We start from the raw sequence: 15,664 nt of genomic DNA, 5'->3' as shown, positions 1-15,664 counted from the left end.
GGTCCGCGGGGCGGAGCCGGTGATGAGCAGCCAGGAAGGCGCTGAGGCGGTTCAGCGCAGGGTCGATGCGCTGTGGCGAATTGACGGCGCCAGGATCGTCGCCGTCCTGGCCCGGGCTACGCGGGACTTTGGGCTGGCGGAGGACCTTGCCCAGGAGGCAGTGGCCGATGCCTTGGCGCAATGGCCGGCATCGGGCATCCCGCGCAATCCCGCGGCCTGGCTCACGGCCGTGGCCAAACGAAAAGCCATCGACGCATGGCGCCGGGCCGAGCGCCTCGACGAGCACTACCGCGCTATCGCGCACGGGCTGGAGGTGGAGGACAGTGTGGCATGGCAACCGGTGGACGACGACGTGCTCCGGCTAGTGTTCACCGCGTGCCACCCTGTCCTTTCCCGTGAGGCCCAGCTCGCGCTGACGCTTCGCGTGGTGGGCGGCCTCACGACGGAGGAGATCGCCCGCCTGTTCCTCGTTCCCGTGGCCACGGTGCAGCAGCGGATTGTCCGGGCCAAGAAGACCCTCGCAGCGGCGCGGGTGCCTTACGAGGTGCCCGAGCCGAGTGAGTGGAGCGCTCGGCTGGGCGCCGTTCTGGGCGTCATCTACCTCATGTTCACAGAGGGGTACGCGGCTACGTCGGGGGAGAGGTGGATCCGTCCGGAACTCGCAGATGAAGCGCTGCGGATTGGAAGGGTGCTCGCGGGCCTGGTTCCGCGCGAGGCCGAGGTCCATGCCCTGGTCTCCCTCATGGAGTTCCAGGCTTCCAGGTTCCCCGCCCGCACCTCCCTGGATGGCACACCGGTTCTTCTGGCCGACCAGGACCGCGCACGCTGGGACAGAACCCAGATCGGTCGGGGGCACGAAGCGCTCGCCCGGAGCGACGCTTTGGGCCGGGGGAGGCGGAACTACGCTCTGCAGGCCGCAATAGCCCAGTGCCATGCGTTGGCGGCAAGCATCTCGGAGACCGACTGGGCCCACATCGTATTGCTCTACGAGGCACTCGGGCAGATCGCGCCTAACCCCATAGTAGAGCTCAACCGCGCCGTTGCCGTGTCCATGGCCACGGGGCCGGAAACGGCACTGGGGATCGTGGACCGTCTCGCCTCCGGTGGCACACTCCGCGGTTCGCACCTGCTGCCCAGTGTTCGCGGCGAGTTGCTGGCGCGGCTGGGCCGGACGGAGGAGGCCCGGTCGGAGTTCGCGACCGCCGCAGCGCTAGCCAAGAACGACCGCACACGAGCGGCCCTGAAAGAGAGAGCGGCAAGTATTTATGAAGGCGATCAGCGCAACAAACTGGGTTGTCACGGTGAAGACCATGAGGCCGGTGAGGGAGGCCGAGTAGAGGGCGCCGATGATGGTGGACCCTGCCAGCCACGCGATGCCGTAGATGGCGGTGAAGATGCCGTAACCGGTGCCCCGCCGGGCAGCTGGGAGAAGGTCGGCGACGGCGGCGCGGAGCGTGGATTCGTGGATGCCCAGGGCCGCTCCCCAGACCACGGCACCTGCCCAGACCAGGGCTGGTGTGGTGGTGAAGGACAGGAACGGGACGGCGGCGGTCAGCGGCAGCGCGATGAGCAGACCGCGCAGCCCGGTCCGGTCATAAAGCGCGCCGGAGGCCAGGGCAGCCAGGGCGGCGGCGCCCATTGAGACGGCGTAGGTGACCGGTATCAGCGCCGAGGGCATCACCTTCTGGACTTCAAGGTGGTAGGAGATGACCCCGAACGTGGAGAACCCGAACATCGACACGGCAGTGAACGCGCTGTACCACCAGAACCGTGCTGGCAACGGGGCCAGCACGCTGGCTTGGCCGGGCACGGCGACAGGCTTGCTGACAGCATGGGTGTCATAACGTTTCGGGTCCGGGACGGCCCGGCGGAGCAGGATCACGGCGACGAGGGCCACTGCGCCGGGGACGGACAGGACACCGAATCCGAGCTGGTAACCGGAGACGCCGATCATGAGTCCGACGAGCAGAGGACCCAGCATGGCCCCGGACTGGTCGAGGGCTTCGTGGATGGCGAAGGCCTTTCCCCAGCCGATTTCCGCCCCGGCGTGGGAAAGCATGGTGTCCCTGGCGGGGGTGCGGACGGCTTTGCCGAACCGCTCCATGATGACCAGCGCGGATGCCTGCCACAAGGTGCCGGCCAGGGCCAGCAGCGGGACAGCGATCACGGTCAGTGCGTACCCGGCGATGGTCAGCGGCCAGTATTTGCGGGTCTTGTCGGCGAGGGGTCCGGTGCCCAGGCGCAGGACCAGGGCCACGGCTTCGCCGAAGCCGGTGATGAAACCGACCATGACCGCTGTCGCGCCGAGGGTGGCCAGGAATGGGCCGGTGATGGACCGGGCGCCTTCGTGGACGACGTCGGCGAGCATGCTCACGACACCGAAGGTCAGCACGAACCCCATGGGCCCCAGCCTGTTCCGGGAGGTCGTCGCCGCCTGATCCGCATCTGTGCGGTGTTCGTTTATTTCCGACATCCTGGTTCCCCTCTGCGGTTGATGGACACGTTCAGGCTGATGCCTGCCTCACAGCAGGCTTGCCAGGGCCAGGCCTGCTGCCGCGGCACCGACCGCGGCGACGGCAGTGCCGATCCCGTTCAGGAGGGCCAGTCCCGTGCGGCGGGACTGGATGAGCCGGACGGTCTCGAAGCTGGCCGTGCTGAACGTCGTATATCCGCCGAGGAACCCGGTGCCGGCAATGGCCTGCACCTCGACGGGCGCCGCATGGATGATCACTGCCCCGGCGACCAGTCCCAGCAGGAAGGATCCAGTGATGTTGATGGCGATGGTGCCCATGGGCAGCGCGGTGCGGAGCCTTGACCGGACCAGCCCGTCGATGACGAAGCGGGTTCCGGCCCCGAGTCCGCCGGCGAGTCCGAGCAAAAGAATGGTCAAGGCGTTCACCGGTTGCTCCCCTGCCGGTCGGGGCGGAGGGTCGCGGCCCGGCGCCGGGCGGTCATCCTGGAGTGGTGTCCCGCGGCGGCCCGGATCCCGGCCACGGTTGCTACGGCGCCGCCAATCAGCGTGGCGGCGACATAGATCAAAGCATCGGTGATCCGTCCGGTCCCGAGCAGGGTGTTGGTTTCCAGGGCCAGGGTGCTGTAGGTGGTGAAGGCGCCCATGAACCCCGTCCCGGCGAGCAGCCGGATCATCCTCAGCCTGCCGGCGTCGGGACCACGGCGAACCAGGGCCTCCAGGAGGACGCCGAGCAGCAGCGCCCCGGTCAGGTTGATGATCAGGGTCGGCAGCGGCCACCCGCCCGGGGACGGCAGGACAGTGCTGAGACCGTAGCGGGCCAAGGCTCCGAACACGCCCCCGGTGATGACGACGAGCACGAACCCCGGGTGCAGGTGCACCGGACGGTGGGCGCGCACCTCACCGAGCGTCCCGGCGTCCGGGTCCTCTGCTGCGGTCCCTGCAAGATCACTGTCGAGGGGTAACCGCTCTGTGCTTCCGGTCTCGGTTTTTTCGGAAGGGCGGGCGGTTGCTGTGGTCTCGGGGGTGGGCGGTTCCATCAGCGGCCCTCCTTCGGATGGTGCCTGGTGTGCGGGGCGAGCGGCACGACCAGGACAGGGCGGTGCTGGCGGTGGGTGAGGTGGACCGCCACGGAACCGACGAGGAGCTCCTCGAACCGGGCCCCGAGACCGCGTTCGCGGGTGCCCACGACGATGATGGAGGCGTCCGCCCACTCGGCCAGCCGTCCCAGGGCTCGGGCGGGGTCCCCGGCGAGGGTCACGAACGACCAGCGGACCCCGCTCCCGTCAAGGGCCTCCTGCAGGCGTTCGCGGATGCCGGCGCTGATGCCTTCGATGTCGTCGTCGATCCCGTCCGGATCAATCGGCAGGGCAGCTACCTGGCCGTCGGGTTCTTCGGTCAGGTAACTGGTGACGTCCACGTATGCGCAGATCAGTTTGACGTTCAGGCTGTGGGCCAGTTCCGCGGCCCGGTGCGCGACCGCCAAGGGCTGGCCGGGCACGACGCCCATCAGCAGAGGCCCGGTGATCCGGCGCGGAACATACGGTGTCGGCCCGGTAGCGGGCGGGATCTCGTTCTCTGGCTCATTCATGGGCGCTCCTGTCATCTGGCGTTGGCGTCGTTGAGGTAGGTTCCGGTGGGCACGTAAGGCAGGGAGGGGTCCTCGTCGGTGATTTCCAGGAGCCGGTTGTATTTGGCGACGCGTTCCCCGCGGGCCGGGGCCCCGGATTTGAGCTGCCCGCAGCCTGATCCAAGAACGAGGTCAGCGACGAACGTATCATCGGTTTCCCCGGAACGGTGGGAGACCATCGCACCAAAGCCACCCTCGGAGGCGGCCGTGAGCGTGTCGAATGTTTCACTCACGGTTCCGGCCTGGTTGGGTTTGATCAGCACCGCTGTCGCGGACCGGTTCCGGATGCCCTCCCGTACCCTGGCCGCGGAGGTGACGTACAGGTCATCACCGACGATCTGTACCCGGTCCCCGAGGGCCGCGGTGAGGGCGGACCACCCGTCGGCGTCTTCTTCGGCCAACGGGTCCTCCAGGCTCCAGATCGGATAATCGGTGATGAGCCTGTCGTAGTAGGAGATCATCTTCTCCGGGGTGTGGGCCTTGCCGGCAACCGTGTAGGTCCCGTCGGCGTAGAAGGAGTTCGCAGCAGGATCCAGGGCGATCGCGACCCCGTGCCTGCCCGGGGTGTAGCCGGCGTCCTCGATGGCGGCGACAATCAGATCCAGCGCCTCCTCGGGGCGGGCGATGGCCGGGGCATACCCGCCTTTATCACCCAAACCGGTGGCGAGGCCCTGCCGTTGCAGACGCTTGGACAGTGCATGGTAGACGTCCGATCCCCAGCGCACCGCGTCGGCGAACGTCGGCGCACCGGCCGGCGCGATCATGAATTCCTGGAATTCCAGCGGGTTCGCGGCGTGCTGGCCGCCGTTGAGGACGTTGAAGTGCGGAACCTGCAGCCGCCCGCCCCGGCCCAAGGTCTGGGCGATCCACACATGAAGAGGCGTCCCGGCCGCTGTCGCGAAGGCCCTGGCAGCGGCCATCGACACTGCGACGATCGCATTGGCCCCGAGCCGGGACCGGCCGGGGGTCCCGTCTAGCCCGACCAGCGCCTGGTCCAGGTCCGCCAAGGTCTGCCAACTCCGGGACGTGAGCAGCTCGGCCATTTCCGTCCTGACATTGGTGACGGCTTTCTGCACGCCCCGGCCGGAGTACTCCTGACCGCCGTCGCGCAGTTCGACCGCCTCATGCGCCCCGGTGGATGCCCCGGACGGCGCCGATGCAACCGACACCGTTCCGGTGGAGTCTGTCAGCCAGACCTTGACCGTGGGGTAGCCCCGGGAGTCCAGGATCTGCGGGGCGCGCACCCCGGTGAGCTGCAGTTCATACATGATGACTTTCTCCGTTCCTTGTCTCAGGTCCCGCCGGCGGCGGCGACCAGGGCGGCGGCGGTCCGCGCCGCCAGCGGATTCAGATACTCCCCGCCCCGCTCCAGCGGCGCGAAGTTAGGGGTGAATCGGTAGGCCAGCGGGTGCCCGGTGGGGATGTTCAGGGCCTCGACCTCGGCATGGGAGAGCCCGTCCAGGACAAGGCACAGCGCCCGAAGGGAGTTACCGTGCCCGATGACGAGCACATCCTCTCCTGCTCGGATCCTGGGGCGAAGGTGCTGGTGCCAGAAGATCCGGACGCGTTTGACCACCCCGCACAGCGATTCGGTGGGCAGCACAGCTTCGGGAGCCAGCCCCGTGAACGCCTTGCTGCGTCGGATCGCGCCCAGCTCGGCGCGTGACATCGGTGGCGGTGCCCCGTAGTAGGAGCGGCGCCAGAAACGGAAGACCTCCGGCCCGAGCTCGCTGAGCAGTTCGCCTCTGGCCCTGCCCGTCAGGGAGCCGTAACTGCGCTCGTTCAACTTCCACGCCGCAAGAACCGGCACGTTAGGGGCGTCAAGGATGGCCAGGACGATGCGGGCTGTGGCCCGGGTGCGCGTCAGCGTGGAGGTGTAGACCGTGCCGGGGGAAAAAGATGAGTGGACCAGCAGCGCCGCGGCGCGGGCCGCTTCGTCTTCCCCGAGCGGGGTCAGGGGCGGGTCGAGCAGGCCGGTGAACCGGTCCTGGGCGTTCAGAACGCTCTGGCCGTGGCGGAGCAGGACGAGGGTGCCGGGTGCGGGCATGAGTCACCTACCTTCGGATCAGCAAAGGTAGGAACCATTAGCCAAGAGGCGGTTCGAACGCCCCGAATCTAATGTGCGGGGTGTTCCGGCGGGATCCATCACCGTGAACAGAGACTACAGGCACGGCGGCGCCAACCGCCACACTATGACGCGGTCAATCTCCCTGCCCGGCGCCTGCGCTGTCCGGTCCGGGCCAGGCATCCTCCGGGTCGGTCGCCAGGTACAAGGGCAAACCCCAGCCCGCGAAAAAGCCGATGGCCTCGATCCAGGACGTGTTCTCTTTGGCGCCCGCCGGGGCCCCGTAGTCCGTCATGGACTCCGTCAGGTGCTTCATCCGGCCCCGGATCTCCCGCAGACGTGCAGCCACCGCGTGGCGGAACTGCTCCGGCAGAGGACGCCGTGCCGACAGGTGGAAACAGCACAGAAACACCGGATCACCGGTTCCCTGCATGCCGGGATCACAGTCCGGGCAGACTCTGTCCCGCCAGAGGGCCACGGTTTCAAGGCACCAGGTTGTGGTGTGGACCATGGCGTTTGCCTCAGTGGTGAGGGCTTCGGTGTTGGAGTTCGCGTAACCCATCCGCAGACCCGGCAGGTCCGGGGAGGCCATATCCTGGCAGATCCGGCACGGTCCGACCGGGAGCAGCACCTCTTCCGGGTGCCGCTGCAGCAGGGAGCTCTTCCGGTCCAGGCCATCGGCGACGTGTTCAAGGAGATCCTCGTAAAGGATCGTGACATCGAAAGGCTGGTGCCCTCCGCGGGCGCCCGCCCCGGCCTGCCACAGCTCGACCTCCACTACTGCGTACGCCCAGGTATGCCGGGGACACAGCCCCAGCGAGGCGCGCAGCAACCGGCGCATGCTTCCGTCCATGATGTCTCCATGGATGAACGACCAGAGCTGGCGCACTTCCTCCACAGACAATTCCAGCGGGCCGACGGGCACCAAGACGCCGGTGACCTTATCCCGTTCCCTGCCCCGGGGCTCACTCCGATTTCCTGCCATAACGAATCTCCTGCCCTTCACAGTCGGGGCAGGAACCATCAGCCAAATCGGCGGTCCGGACCGGACGCCAAAACCGGTCCCGGTGGGATCCATCACCGTAATACCAAGGGTAGACCTGCCCGCCCGGCCGCGGCAGTCCTCAGACGGTCGTCGTAGTCGCGGTCCTGGCCGAAGTGCCCGGCCGCCGAACGAGGAGGCGGTTCGTGCCGACAGTGGTCCAGGCAGACGATTTGATTCAAAGGCTCAGCCAAGCTTAACCAATCGTGTGTGCGCTGGCCCTCGATGGGTCAGGCGCGGCCCGCGCGCAGCGCTCCGTGCGTGCGTGCCAGCCGTTCCCGCAGGCGCGTGTTTTCTTCGGTGAGCTTCCTGATGCGTTGGTGGGCAAGTTCAAGCCGCCGATGCATGGATGCTTCCGATGCCCGAACAGATGATCCGGTGGGTGAAGTTTTGCCCGGCCGGCTCCGCTCCTGCGGCTGTTCCAGCAGGTCCGGTTGTGTGTAAAGCCAGGAACGTGAGACCCCGGCCGTTCTGGCCAGCCCGCTGACGGTCGCGGTTTGGCTGGTCTGATCCAGCTGCGCCAGCGCTTGCTCTGCCCTTCGCCGCGCTGTGTCGGATCTTTTCCGTGCGGCTGCCAGTAGGTGTCGGGTGTTGTCAGTTCGCATCGCCGTGCTCGCCGTCGTCAGCAGAGGTAGTTTGGATGGTGGCGATGATGCTTTCGAGGTTGGTGGCGACGCGGAGGTTCATCTCGACCACTCGGGTCTGGCCTGCAGATTGTGCCTGGGTGATGAGTCTTTTGGTGGACTTTAAGTGCTTGAGGTGCTCGGTCAGGAAGTCAGGGGTAGTCACGAAGACCGGGCAGGTCAGGCACGCATTCGCGTGCGGGCACGCCTGTTGCAGCGGCAGCCCGCAGTAGCCGTTGGGCAGGGCCATGGTGACCCTGCCGACGATGCGCACCCCCTCGGGCAGGCCGCCGAGATCCAGCGATGTCCGTATCAAACCGTGGTGAGAGGGCGAGCCGCATCCGGGGCATGGGCTCGCCGCCACCGGCAGCACGACCCCTGATCCTGTGCGCAGTCATCGGCCGACCCCTACGCCATCCGGGTGATCGATTCCGTCGTTGTCCGACCTGTCAGGCAGCCTGCTGGAATACTTCCCGGCGCTGGAACGCGCCTTTGACTACAGCCGCTCCAAAGCAGCCCTGACGCTGCTGACTAAATACCGGACACCGGACGGCATCCGCCGCGCGGGTCAGACCAGGATCCACGTCTGGCTGAAGAAGCAGGGTGCCCGCTCCTCGGCAGCCGTCGCCGCAACTGCGGTCGAGTCCGCGAAATCCCAGCACACCATCGTTCCCGCCCAGGGCTTGGGGGAGGGGATCGTCGCCGCACTGGCTAAGGAAGTATTCACCCTGAACGAGGAACTGGCGGACCTCGATGCCTTGATCAGCGAGAAAGTCTCCGAGCACCAGCACACGCAGGTGTTGTTGAGCATGCCAGGTTTCGGGCCCGTCCTTGCTGCCGAATTCCTCGGTGCTACCGGCGGGGATCTCTCTGTTTTCCAGTCTGCCGACCGTTTTGACGGCGTCGTCGGGCTGGCTCCGGGGCCCCGGGATTCCGGAAGAATCAGCGGCAACCACCACCGTCCCAGACGCTACGATCGTCGGCTGCTCCGGGTCTTTTACCTCTCAGGGCTTTCTGCTCTGAAGTCCTGCCCCGCCTCACGCGGCTATTACGACCGGAAACGGACCGAAGGGAAATCGCATATTCAGGCGATGCTGTCTCTTGCCCGTCGACGGCTCAATGTCCTCTGGGCGATGCTGCGCGACGGCACGAGTTACTCTCTGCCAGTTTCGCTGGCAGCCTGAAGAGCCGAGCGGTGTGCATGGCATGCAACAGCCTTTCGTGGTGAGTCGCTTATCCGTCGGCAGTTACTGAGGTAAGCACGGCCTGGAACGCTGGACTGACGTGAAGCGTGAGCGTGCCGTCGTCGCGTACGTGGGTAAGTTGTTCATAGCTCGTGCCGTTCCACCAGAAGACGTGTGGACTCACCGACCCTGGCGCGTCGGCGTATCCCATGGCGGTAAAGCGGGCCATTCCGTTAAGCGCTGAGACGACGGCGGCACTTTCGATGATGTGCCAGGCGACTTGGTGCCGGTTAGGGATGCTCATGAGCCACCCGAACTCTTTTTGAACGCGCTGACCCGTGAGTTCTGTGGCCAAGTCGGGAAGAAGCAGGGCGCGGCTCGCCGTGTAAACAGATTCACCCAGGAGGGCATTGAAGGTGCCTCCTCCGGGTGCGGGGAGGGTTTCGAGCTGTTCGATTTCTAAGCTGCGGAGGTTTTCGATTCCCTGCCTTTGGAGGGCTTCCCATCCGCCGAACTTGTTGGCATTGTCATGGTTGAAAACCGCAACAGTGTCTGGGAGGTCGAGCGCGAGCATTTCGACGATGCCGGGTGCGAGCTCCCTGTGTGGGTAGCTGTTTATCCCTGGGATGCTTGTCTCGTCATAAAGTCGTGCGAAGGTCCGCAACGGTACGTCTTGAGAGGCAAGGACGTCGAAGGGATCGGGTGCTTCGAAGCTTGCCAGTACGCGGCGAAGATGTTCGGCGATCACCCCGCGCCACGTGGACTGGGGCTGCTGATAGCAAGTGGCACCAACGTTCCAGAAGCCGAACTCCCGTCCGGAGTCATCGACAGCATGACCAGGGTGGACCTGGACTTCAAGTCCCATCTCGGCGAAGACTTCGCGGGCAATGGCCCGGAACTCATTTGCCTTGGAATACGTGAAGAACGTCAGATCGGAGTCAGCTGCCTCCGCTTCCGAAGACTTCCTCTTGAAGATGCCCACAATTGCTCGCTCTCAGTGTCAGGGACGGATCGAAATGGCCCGTTGAGGGATTTCCACAGGCTTAGCGGGCCAAAGAAACTGCTCCCGATTCTCCCGCAGTCCGCTGTGAAGCCAGACATCAGCTTGAGGCGAGTGGCGGCACACCTGCCGGCACTATGCTCATCTGAGGATTTCTTCTTCTTACATCGGTTTGGAGGTGGGTGAATGCGGTTCACCGCGGTTCTGGCTGTGGCCGTCGCTGGCAGCATCTTGTTGGTTGGCGCTGGTCCTTCAATGGCATCCGGGGAGGTCGTGGATGTTGGGGGAACCCCCCTCAGCGTCGTCATCGACGCGGACGGCACCGCTTATATCGGCGACTATTCCAACGGCGGGGGCGTAAGCGTTCTTCCTGCGGGGGCGAGTAAACCAGCCAGGACCCTGACGACCGGTTTCAGCCCTGCCGGCATGGCTCTGTCGGGAGATGGGACCTTGTTTGTCGAGGGGTGGGATTTCGCCCAGCAGCAGGAAAAGCTCGCCGTGATACCGAAGGGCTCCTCTGCGGTGGCGCGTACCATTCCCCTCAGTCCCGGCGCCCACCTCATCGCCGCGGCGCCGGACGGGACCGTCTTTGTTCCGAATCCCGCAGTCGGCACAATCTCAGTCGTCCCGCCGGGAGCTGACGCGCCGGCTCGCGAGGTCGTCGTCGGTGGGAATCCCAGGGAAGTAGCCCTCGCAAAGGACGGCACCGCCTACGTAACGAACCAGACCGACGGGACGGTCTCGGTTATCCCTCCGGGTGCCAGCGCGGTTTCACGCACCATTGATGTCAGTCCGACTCCCGGCCGGACGGGTGATCCGCATGGGATCGCGGTGGGCCCGGACGGCGCCGTCTACGTCACCAACATCAGCGCAAACGACGTCGCGGTAATCAAGTCCGGAGACTCGGCCGTCGCCTACCGCGTGGCGGTGCCAGGCGGACCGAAGGAAATCAGCGTGGGCGCGGACGGCACTGTCTACGTCCTCTACGTGGCCAACGGCCTCTCCGTCATCAAGCCCGGCGGAACAAGCGTTTCACTCGGCCTGCCCACAGAAAAGGACCCCGGCCACCTCGCCGTCGCTCCCAACGGGTCCGTCATCGTGACCAACACCGCTGATAGATCTGTGACTGTCTTCCCGGCCCAGGACCTACACGTATCCGAGCCGCCTGCGGTCAACGCACAAGCGGGACCGCCTGAGATCAAGGAAACAGGACCCACGGCCCAGGCCTTGTCCGAGAACGCGGGAACCAATTTCGGGTCCAACTTCCCGGTAATCTTCGGCGCATTGGCCGCAGCCATGCTGATAGGTGCCGCCGCGCTGGTCCTGACAGCCAGACGGCGCAACCGTTCACAAGCCGCCGAAGAGGCAGCAGCTACAGAGACCCCGGCAAAGGATCTCGAAGGAATTCAAGTCCTCTCAGATCAAAGGCTGAGCTGAGCGCCCCTTTTCGGTGGTCAAGAACGCCGAGGTCCTGTCCACTGTGGATGCCGGTAGATTGACGTGCGTCGACGGCCAGAGAGACTGAAGATTTCGAGAACGGGGCCAGCCAGAAGGCGCCACGGATAGACGTTTGCACGACCCGAGCGATCGTAAATGATCCTCAGGTCGGTGCCTTCGAGATAGACATACCCCGCAATGACACTGCCCTCAACTGAAATTAGGGGCTCGCCCACTGTGATCTCGACTCGGACCTCGGCATCGATACATTGCAGCAAGGCGGCACGGGCCTCCGGTTGCCACGCTTTCGGCCACGAGATTGATTCCATGGCATGATCCTTCCTTATGCCGGGCGAGCTCGCCGCAGTGCGGTACGTGAGGACCAGGGCCCAGAGGCTACTCACATATGGACCGGGTCCATGACCGCGCGGCTGGTGACCCGCTAGCTAAGAACCAACCTGTGTCCGCGTCACCATCAGCCCGCATGAACCCATTGCTGGTGTCTTGAAAAGCAACAGCTTTTCAAGACACCCCTCCCTGGCCCGGATGAGCCGGTCGAGTTCACGGAAAAGCGGGACTTCTTATGTCTCGGAAACGCATCTCACCATAAAACGTCTCGCCGGGTGCGCATAGTGGACTTTTCGGGTCAGAATGGCCTGATGAGAGGGGAATTCCTGGACTCATCCCGTAAGGCCGACTGAGGTCTTCCCCCGCGGAATGATAAGCCCTTGAGGCGCCCCCGGAGGGAAGCAACCGAGCTACTCCGACGAACCCGGAGACGGTGACCGCACCTCCACGTCATCGCCTTATCGAGGGAATATCTAGGTCCGGAATCGAGCACACGCATAGGAACATGCAGCTCCGATGCGGATTCGACGGCCAGACAAGATGTCCAGCCCGAATGGTGTAAACGCAATTGCCCCGATAAGCCCGGTCACCGGCACCGGGTAGAGAAGCGCCCCGCCAGTTGTCGACAGCAAACCAAAAACGGTCATAACGACGGCAGAAGCACCGAAACCGAGCCCTGCCAGTGCGGCTACCTGGCCCGCCTTGGGGAAACGTTTGACATTCAAGCCCTGCACGGAATATCCCACTATCGTGCCGGCGACCGCGCCCAGGAAGCCGACAACCGGGATCTCAAAGAGAAGGAAAAAGAGCGCATATAGCAGTCCGCTCGCGCTGCTAAAGATTCCGAAGCCGAGTTGGGCCGCGGACACCGAAATGGCACCCGCGATGGCGCCAAGCTTAAGGAACGACGCCCACATCCTGCCCTCCGGTAGCGCATTCGCCGGCGTCATCGCGGGGACCTCACGTCGGCCGTGAGCGGTGAAGGGCTGCCACCGGTTCGATTCGACTTCCGCGCCTGCCGGAGGACGATCTGTTCAGGGCAGACGGCGGACAGGAAATCCCCGACCGAGAGCGCGAGGCTGTCGGTGACCAAGGAGTAGAGGATGCGGTTTGCATCGCGCCGCTCTGTCACGAGTTCGGCGGCCCGCAGGATCCCAAGATGGCGTGAGATGGTCGGGGCGCTCGATGAGAAGCGCTTCACGATCTCGCCCGCTGACATCTCCCCGTCGCGAAGGTCCTGAAGAATCTGGCGCCGCGTCGGATGCGCCAGCGCGGCGAAGACATCACCAGATCGTTCACTCATGATAGCAAATTAGCATAATAGCTAATTAGGCACCATCTCATGATCGCGCCGGCAGCCCCCTTGCTTCGAAGCGATCACCGCCGACGCGTTCTTCCAGTTGGCCCCGGGGGCACTCCGACGGCCCGGACAACCTCACGGCCACCGACGCCGAACTGCCGCACAAGGACCGGAAGCCTTACCTTGGTTCGACGACTAGAAACTCCGCGGTTGTCCCGGCCGCCACCGGCCGGGACAACCGCAAGGCACGCCAACATCGGTTGACAACATCATTGAGATTCCTTCGGATTGTACGTGTCCGCTCCGGCCCGTCTAGCCCCTCCGTGAACTCCGGGGCCTGCAGTGCAGGAAATGTCCTTACGGCGCTCCTGCGTCGCTGATTTCCTCCGGGAATTTCCCGCCCCTTTCCCTGCGGTAGACCGGCCTCCGTCGGGCACAGCTCCGCAGGCTTCGCCAGCAACCAAAAAACAACTGTGAGTCTTTACGTGGCTGGTCTGGGACTAGCTGGCAGTGTTGATGCCGGTCGTTCTGCCTGGTGCGTGACTCGAAAAAACAATTGCCCCGTTGAGGGTGCATTTCCCCCGACTTGTCCGCGCTGGGTGGAGTGACCGGCGTTGACCTGTCCCACGACGGTGGCTTGATTAGAAGCTTGCCCAGCCCTCACGGTTGTGGCTCATCACAGTATTGCCTCGACGTGACCCTTCCCAGATCCAGTGCCGGTCGCGATGCGACCTGTCTTGCCCGTTCGAAAGAAAGAAAGGTGGCCTCGTTGACTACCATTGGGCAGACCCGCCCGTTCGTCATCGGTGTGGATTGTCACGCCCGCACCCACACTTACGCCATCATCGAAGCCAGTACCAAGCGGCAGGTCGCGTGCGAGCAGTTCCCGACTACCTCAGCAGGGATTTCCCGCGCACTTGCCTGGGCTGGCCGGCGGACGGGCGGCGATATGGGGTGTCTAGGGCCGTTGATGGTGTCGGTTCTTATGGGGCACGCCTGGCCAGAGCAATAACGGGTGCCGGTTATGACGTCGCCGAAGCTCCACGGATGAACGCCCGGGGCCGCCGGGGGATCGGCAAATCCGATCCGCTGGACGCCGCCGCCATCGGGAATGCTGTCCTGAGCCTGGAGGAGTCCCAGCTTCGAGCCCCGCGCCGGGATGAAGGAATCCGTGCCGGACTCAGGATCCTGAGCGCAGCGCGGGATCAGTTGACCCGAGACCGGACAATGAACGTCAATGCACTCATCGCCCTACTCCGGGCGCATGGTCTGGGAATCGACGCTCGTAAACCTCTGGTTCCCGCCCAGATCGCCACGATCACCAGATGGCGGGAACGACAGGAGCAGATAGAACTATCGATCGCGCGCGAGGAAGCAATCCGGTTGGCGCGCCGCGTCCTTGAAGTGACTACTGAGCTGACTGCGAATCAGAAGCGCATGACAGAGCTGATCCAGCAAAGCCCCGCGGCGCCGCTACTGGAGATGGTAAGTGCCGGGGCTGTCACAGTCGCCACGGTCCTGACAGCCTGGTCGCATCCGGGAAGGGTCCGCAGCGAAGCTGCCTTCGCGTCTCTGGCAGGGGTGAATCCCTTGCCAGCCTCAAGCGGCAACACTGTCCGGCACAGGCTCACCGGGGCGGTGACAGGCGCCTCAACCGAGCCCTGCACACCATCACCATCACCATCACCCGGATGATCCACGACCCTGGAACACGGGACTACGTCACCAAACGCACTCAAGAAGGCCGCAGCTACCGCGAAATCCGCAGATCCCTCAAGCGGTACATCGCCCGAACCCTCTACCGCCAACTCAACACCCTTTACGCCACCCCGGAACTGGCCTGAACCCATGTCCCTGGCGTGCCATTACCCTGGTGTTTGGTGGAGGATCCTTCACCGGATGCTTGCCAAATTGTGCCTAACTGGGGGCTACGAGCTCGATCTCGAAGCCGTCTGAATTGAAGAGGTAAGCGGCGTAGTGATCAGGGCCGCCAGCGTGCGGGTACTTGTCCTGGAATAGCTGTCTCCAACCGTAACGAACTCCTTCCATCACAAGCGCATCCACGTCTTTCTTACTTCCCGCGTGGAACGCTAAGTGGTTGAGGCCTGGCGCCGTGCGCTCATGTTCACGGCCACTCAAGGCTGGTGACTGTTCGACCACGATGTAGGTCGGGCCAAGTCGCCAACTGATTCCTGAGTCCCAGCTTTGGTAAGCGGAGTATCCCAGTCGGGGCAGAATCCAACCCCACTCCTGCTTGGCGCGGTCGATGTCAGGGACCCATAGCTCGACATGGTGCAGGGTCCCTTTGAGAGGGGTGTTCACGAACGTGAGTCTTTCATGCTCGATCACATGCGCACGTACGCCGATCGGCGGATTCAGGCGGTCATTGCAACAGGAGGTTTTCGATCAGTTCGATCGGTTTTCTGAACTCTAGTCTTTTGCGTGGCCGGTCGTTGAGTTCCTGGGCGACCCAGTCGAGGTCGGCGGCGCTGTGGATGCTCAGGTCCGTGCCCTTGGGGAAATATTGGTCCAGCAGTGGAGTGGTCCCCGAAAGTTGGACGTTGA

General features: G+C 64.5%; 14 protein-coding genes, 4 pseudogenes and 2 riboswitches. Of the genes and pseudogenes, 4 read left to right on the top strand and 14 right to left on the bottom strand.

Features of this window, described 5'->3' with window-relative positions; all coding sequences use genetic code 11:
- Positions 1 to 22: 22 nt before the first annotated feature.
- Positions 23 to 1,264: pseudogene (locus J7E83_RS04355) on the top strand (RNA polymerase sigma factor); the annotation flags it as partial.
- Here J7E83_RS04355 and J7E83_RS04350 read toward each other — a convergent pair.
- The 9 genes from J7E83_RS04350 to J7E83_RS04315 form a co-directional block, all read right to left on the bottom strand.
- Positions 1,211 to 2,473, bottom strand: coding sequence for an MFS transporter (locus tag J7E83_RS04350; protein WP_214959421.1), 1,263 nt, complete (start codon positions 2,471 to 2,473; stop codon positions 1,211 to 1,213). The pseudogene J7E83_RS04355 and the gene J7E83_RS04350 sit on opposite strands and share 54 nt — an antisense overlap.
- Positions 2,474 to 2,521: 48 nt before the next feature.
- Positions 2,522 to 2,890, bottom strand: coding sequence for a CrcB family protein (locus J7E83_RS04345; RefSeq protein ID WP_214960931.1), 369 nt, complete (start codon positions 2,888 to 2,890; stop codon positions 2,522 to 2,524).
- A gap of 5 nt (positions 2,891 to 2,895) precedes the next feature.
- A complete protein-coding gene (locus tag J7E83_RS04340) occupies positions 2,896 to 3,510 on the bottom strand; it encodes a CrcB family protein (RefSeq protein ID WP_214959420.1) in 615 nt (204 codons plus the stop codon).
- Entirely contained in the window at positions 3,510 to 4,061 is a 552-nt protein-coding gene (locus tag J7E83_RS04335; protein ID WP_214959418.1) for a universal stress protein, read from the bottom strand. The genes J7E83_RS04340 and J7E83_RS04335 overlap by 1 nt, the downstream gene beginning before the upstream one ends.
- Positions 4,062 to 4,072: 11 nt before the next feature.
- Positions 4,073 to 5,368 (bottom strand): phosphopyruvate hydratase, encoded by a 1,296-nt coding sequence (gene eno / locus J7E83_RS04330; RefSeq protein WP_214959416.1) that lies wholly within the window; start codon positions 5,366 to 5,368, stop codon positions 4,073 to 4,075.
- A gap of 23 nt (positions 5,369 to 5,391) precedes the next feature.
- Complete coding sequence (locus J7E83_RS04325) at positions 5,392 to 6,147, bottom strand: 2,3-diphosphoglycerate-dependent phosphoglycerate mutase (RefSeq protein WP_214959415.1); 756 nt, start codon at positions 6,145 to 6,147, stop codon at positions 5,392 to 5,394.
- 21 nt (positions 6,148 to 6,168) lie between these two features.
- Positions 6,169 to 6,259, bottom strand: a riboswitch (Fluoride riboswitch).
- 42 nt (positions 6,260 to 6,301) lie between these two features.
- Positions 6,302 to 7,150 carry a hypothetical protein gene (locus J7E83_RS04320; protein ID WP_214959413.1) on the bottom strand — a complete coding sequence of 283 codons (849 nt, stop codon included), beginning with the start codon at positions 7,148 to 7,150 and terminating at the stop codon, positions 6,302 to 6,304.
- Between the two features lie 22 nt (positions 7,151 to 7,172).
- A riboswitch (Fluoride riboswitch) is annotated at positions 7,173 to 7,256 on the bottom strand.
- Positions 7,257 to 7,437: 181 nt separating this feature from the next.
- Positions 7,438 to 7,812, bottom strand: coding sequence for a DUF6262 family protein (locus J7E83_RS21580; protein ID WP_396020481.1), 375 nt, complete (start codon positions 7,810 to 7,812; stop codon positions 7,438 to 7,440).
- Entirely contained in the window at positions 7,802 to 8,146 is a 345-nt protein-coding gene (locus tag J7E83_RS04315) for a hypothetical protein (protein WP_214959411.1), read from the bottom strand. The genes J7E83_RS21580 and J7E83_RS04315 overlap by 11 nt, the downstream gene beginning before the upstream one ends.
- A 160-nt stretch (positions 8,147 to 8,306) precedes the next feature.
- On the opposite strand from J7E83_RS04315, the pseudogene J7E83_RS04310 reads away from it, so the two are divergent.
- Positions 8,307 to 9,014: pseudogene (locus J7E83_RS04310) on the top strand (transposase); the annotation flags it as partial.
- 49 nt (positions 9,015 to 9,063) lie between these two features.
- Here the strand turns inward: J7E83_RS04310 and J7E83_RS04305 are convergent.
- A complete protein-coding gene (locus J7E83_RS04305) occupies positions 9,064 to 9,996 on the bottom strand; it encodes a hypothetical protein (RefSeq protein ID WP_214959409.1) in 933 nt (310 codons plus the stop codon).
- A 204-nt stretch (positions 9,997 to 10,200) separates the two neighbouring features.
- On the opposite strand from J7E83_RS04305, the gene J7E83_RS04300 reads away from it, so the two are divergent.
- The gene (locus J7E83_RS04300) at positions 10,201 to 11,451 is read left to right on the top strand and encodes a YncE family protein (protein ID WP_214959407.1); all 1,251 of its coding nucleotides are present in this window, start codon (positions 10,201 to 10,203) and stop codon (positions 11,449 to 11,451) included.
- A gap of 821 nt (positions 11,452 to 12,272) precedes the next feature.
- Here J7E83_RS04300 and J7E83_RS04295 read toward each other — a convergent pair.
- Positions 12,273 to 12,749 carry a hypothetical protein gene (locus J7E83_RS04295; protein WP_214959405.1) on the bottom strand — a complete coding sequence of 159 codons (477 nt, stop codon included), beginning with the start codon at positions 12,747 to 12,749 and terminating at the stop codon, positions 12,273 to 12,275.
- Complete coding sequence (locus J7E83_RS04290; protein ID WP_214959403.1) at positions 12,746 to 13,102, bottom strand: metalloregulator ArsR/SmtB family transcription factor; 357 nt, start codon at positions 13,100 to 13,102, stop codon at positions 12,746 to 12,748. The genes J7E83_RS04295 and J7E83_RS04290 overlap by 4 nt, the downstream gene beginning before the upstream one ends.
- 766 nt (positions 13,103 to 13,868) lie before the next feature.
- On the opposite strand from J7E83_RS04290, the pseudogene J7E83_RS04285 reads away from it, so the two are divergent.
- Positions 13,869 to 14,943 (top strand): annotated as a pseudogene (locus tag J7E83_RS04285) (IS110 family transposase).
- Positions 14,944 to 15,016: 73 nt separating this feature from the next.
- Here J7E83_RS04285 and J7E83_RS04280 read toward each other — a convergent pair.
- Positions 15,017 to 15,421, bottom strand: a complete 405-nt coding sequence (locus tag J7E83_RS04280; protein WP_214959401.1) for a VOC family protein — start codon at positions 15,419 to 15,421, stop codon at positions 15,017 to 15,019.
- 61 nt (positions 15,422 to 15,482) lie between these two features.
- Positions 15,483 to 15,644 (bottom strand): annotated as a pseudogene (locus tag J7E83_RS21035) (IS30 family transposase); the annotation flags it as partial.
- Between the last annotated feature and the right edge of the window lie 20 nt (positions 15,645 to 15,664).

Origin of the sequence: Arthrobacter sp. ISL-48 (assembly GCF_018613805.1) — a bacterium.
GTDB lineage: Bacteria > Actinomycetota > Actinomycetes > Actinomycetales > Micrococcaceae > Arthrobacter.
This window is presented reverse-complemented; position numbering and strand designations above follow the sequence as displayed.

Excerpts from the sequence above, each read along its gene's own strand:
- J7E83_RS04350 (WP_214959421.1), bottom strand. The coding sequence starts at position 2,473 with ATGTCGGAAATAAACGAACACCGCACAGATGCGGATCAGGCGGCGACG.
- J7E83_RS04340 (WP_214959420.1), bottom strand. The coding sequence starts at position 3,510 with ATGGAACCGCCCACCCCCGAGACCACAGCAACCGCCCGCCCTTCCGAA.
- J7E83_RS04335 (WP_214959418.1), bottom strand. The coding sequence starts at position 4,061 with ATGAATGAGCCAGAGAACGAGATCCCGCCCGCTACCGGGCCGACACCG.
- eno (WP_214959416.1), bottom strand. The coding sequence starts at position 5,368 with ATGTATGAACTGCAGCTCACCGGGGTGCGCGCCCCGCAGATCCTGGAC.
- J7E83_RS04325 (WP_214959415.1), bottom strand. The coding sequence starts at position 6,147 with ATGCCCGCACCCGGCACCCTCGTCCTGCTCCGCCACGGCCAGAGCGTT.
- J7E83_RS04320 (WP_214959413.1), bottom strand. The coding sequence starts at position 7,150 with ATGGCAGGAAATCGGAGTGAGCCCCGGGGCAGGGAACGGGATAAGGTC.
- J7E83_RS21580 (WP_396020481.1), bottom strand. The coding sequence starts at position 7,812 with ATGCGAACTGACAACACCCGACACCTACTGGCAGCCGCACGGAAAAGA.
- J7E83_RS04300 (WP_214959407.1), top strand. The coding sequence starts at position 10,201 with ATGCGGTTCACCGCGGTTCTGGCTGTGGCCGTCGCTGGCAGCATCTTG.
- J7E83_RS04295 (WP_214959405.1), bottom strand. The coding sequence starts at position 12,749 with ATGACGCCGGCGAATGCGCTACCGGAGGGCAGGATGTGGGCGTCGTTC.
- J7E83_RS04290 (WP_214959403.1), bottom strand. The coding sequence starts at position 13,102 with ATGAGTGAACGATCTGGTGATGTCTTCGCCGCGCTGGCGCATCCGACG.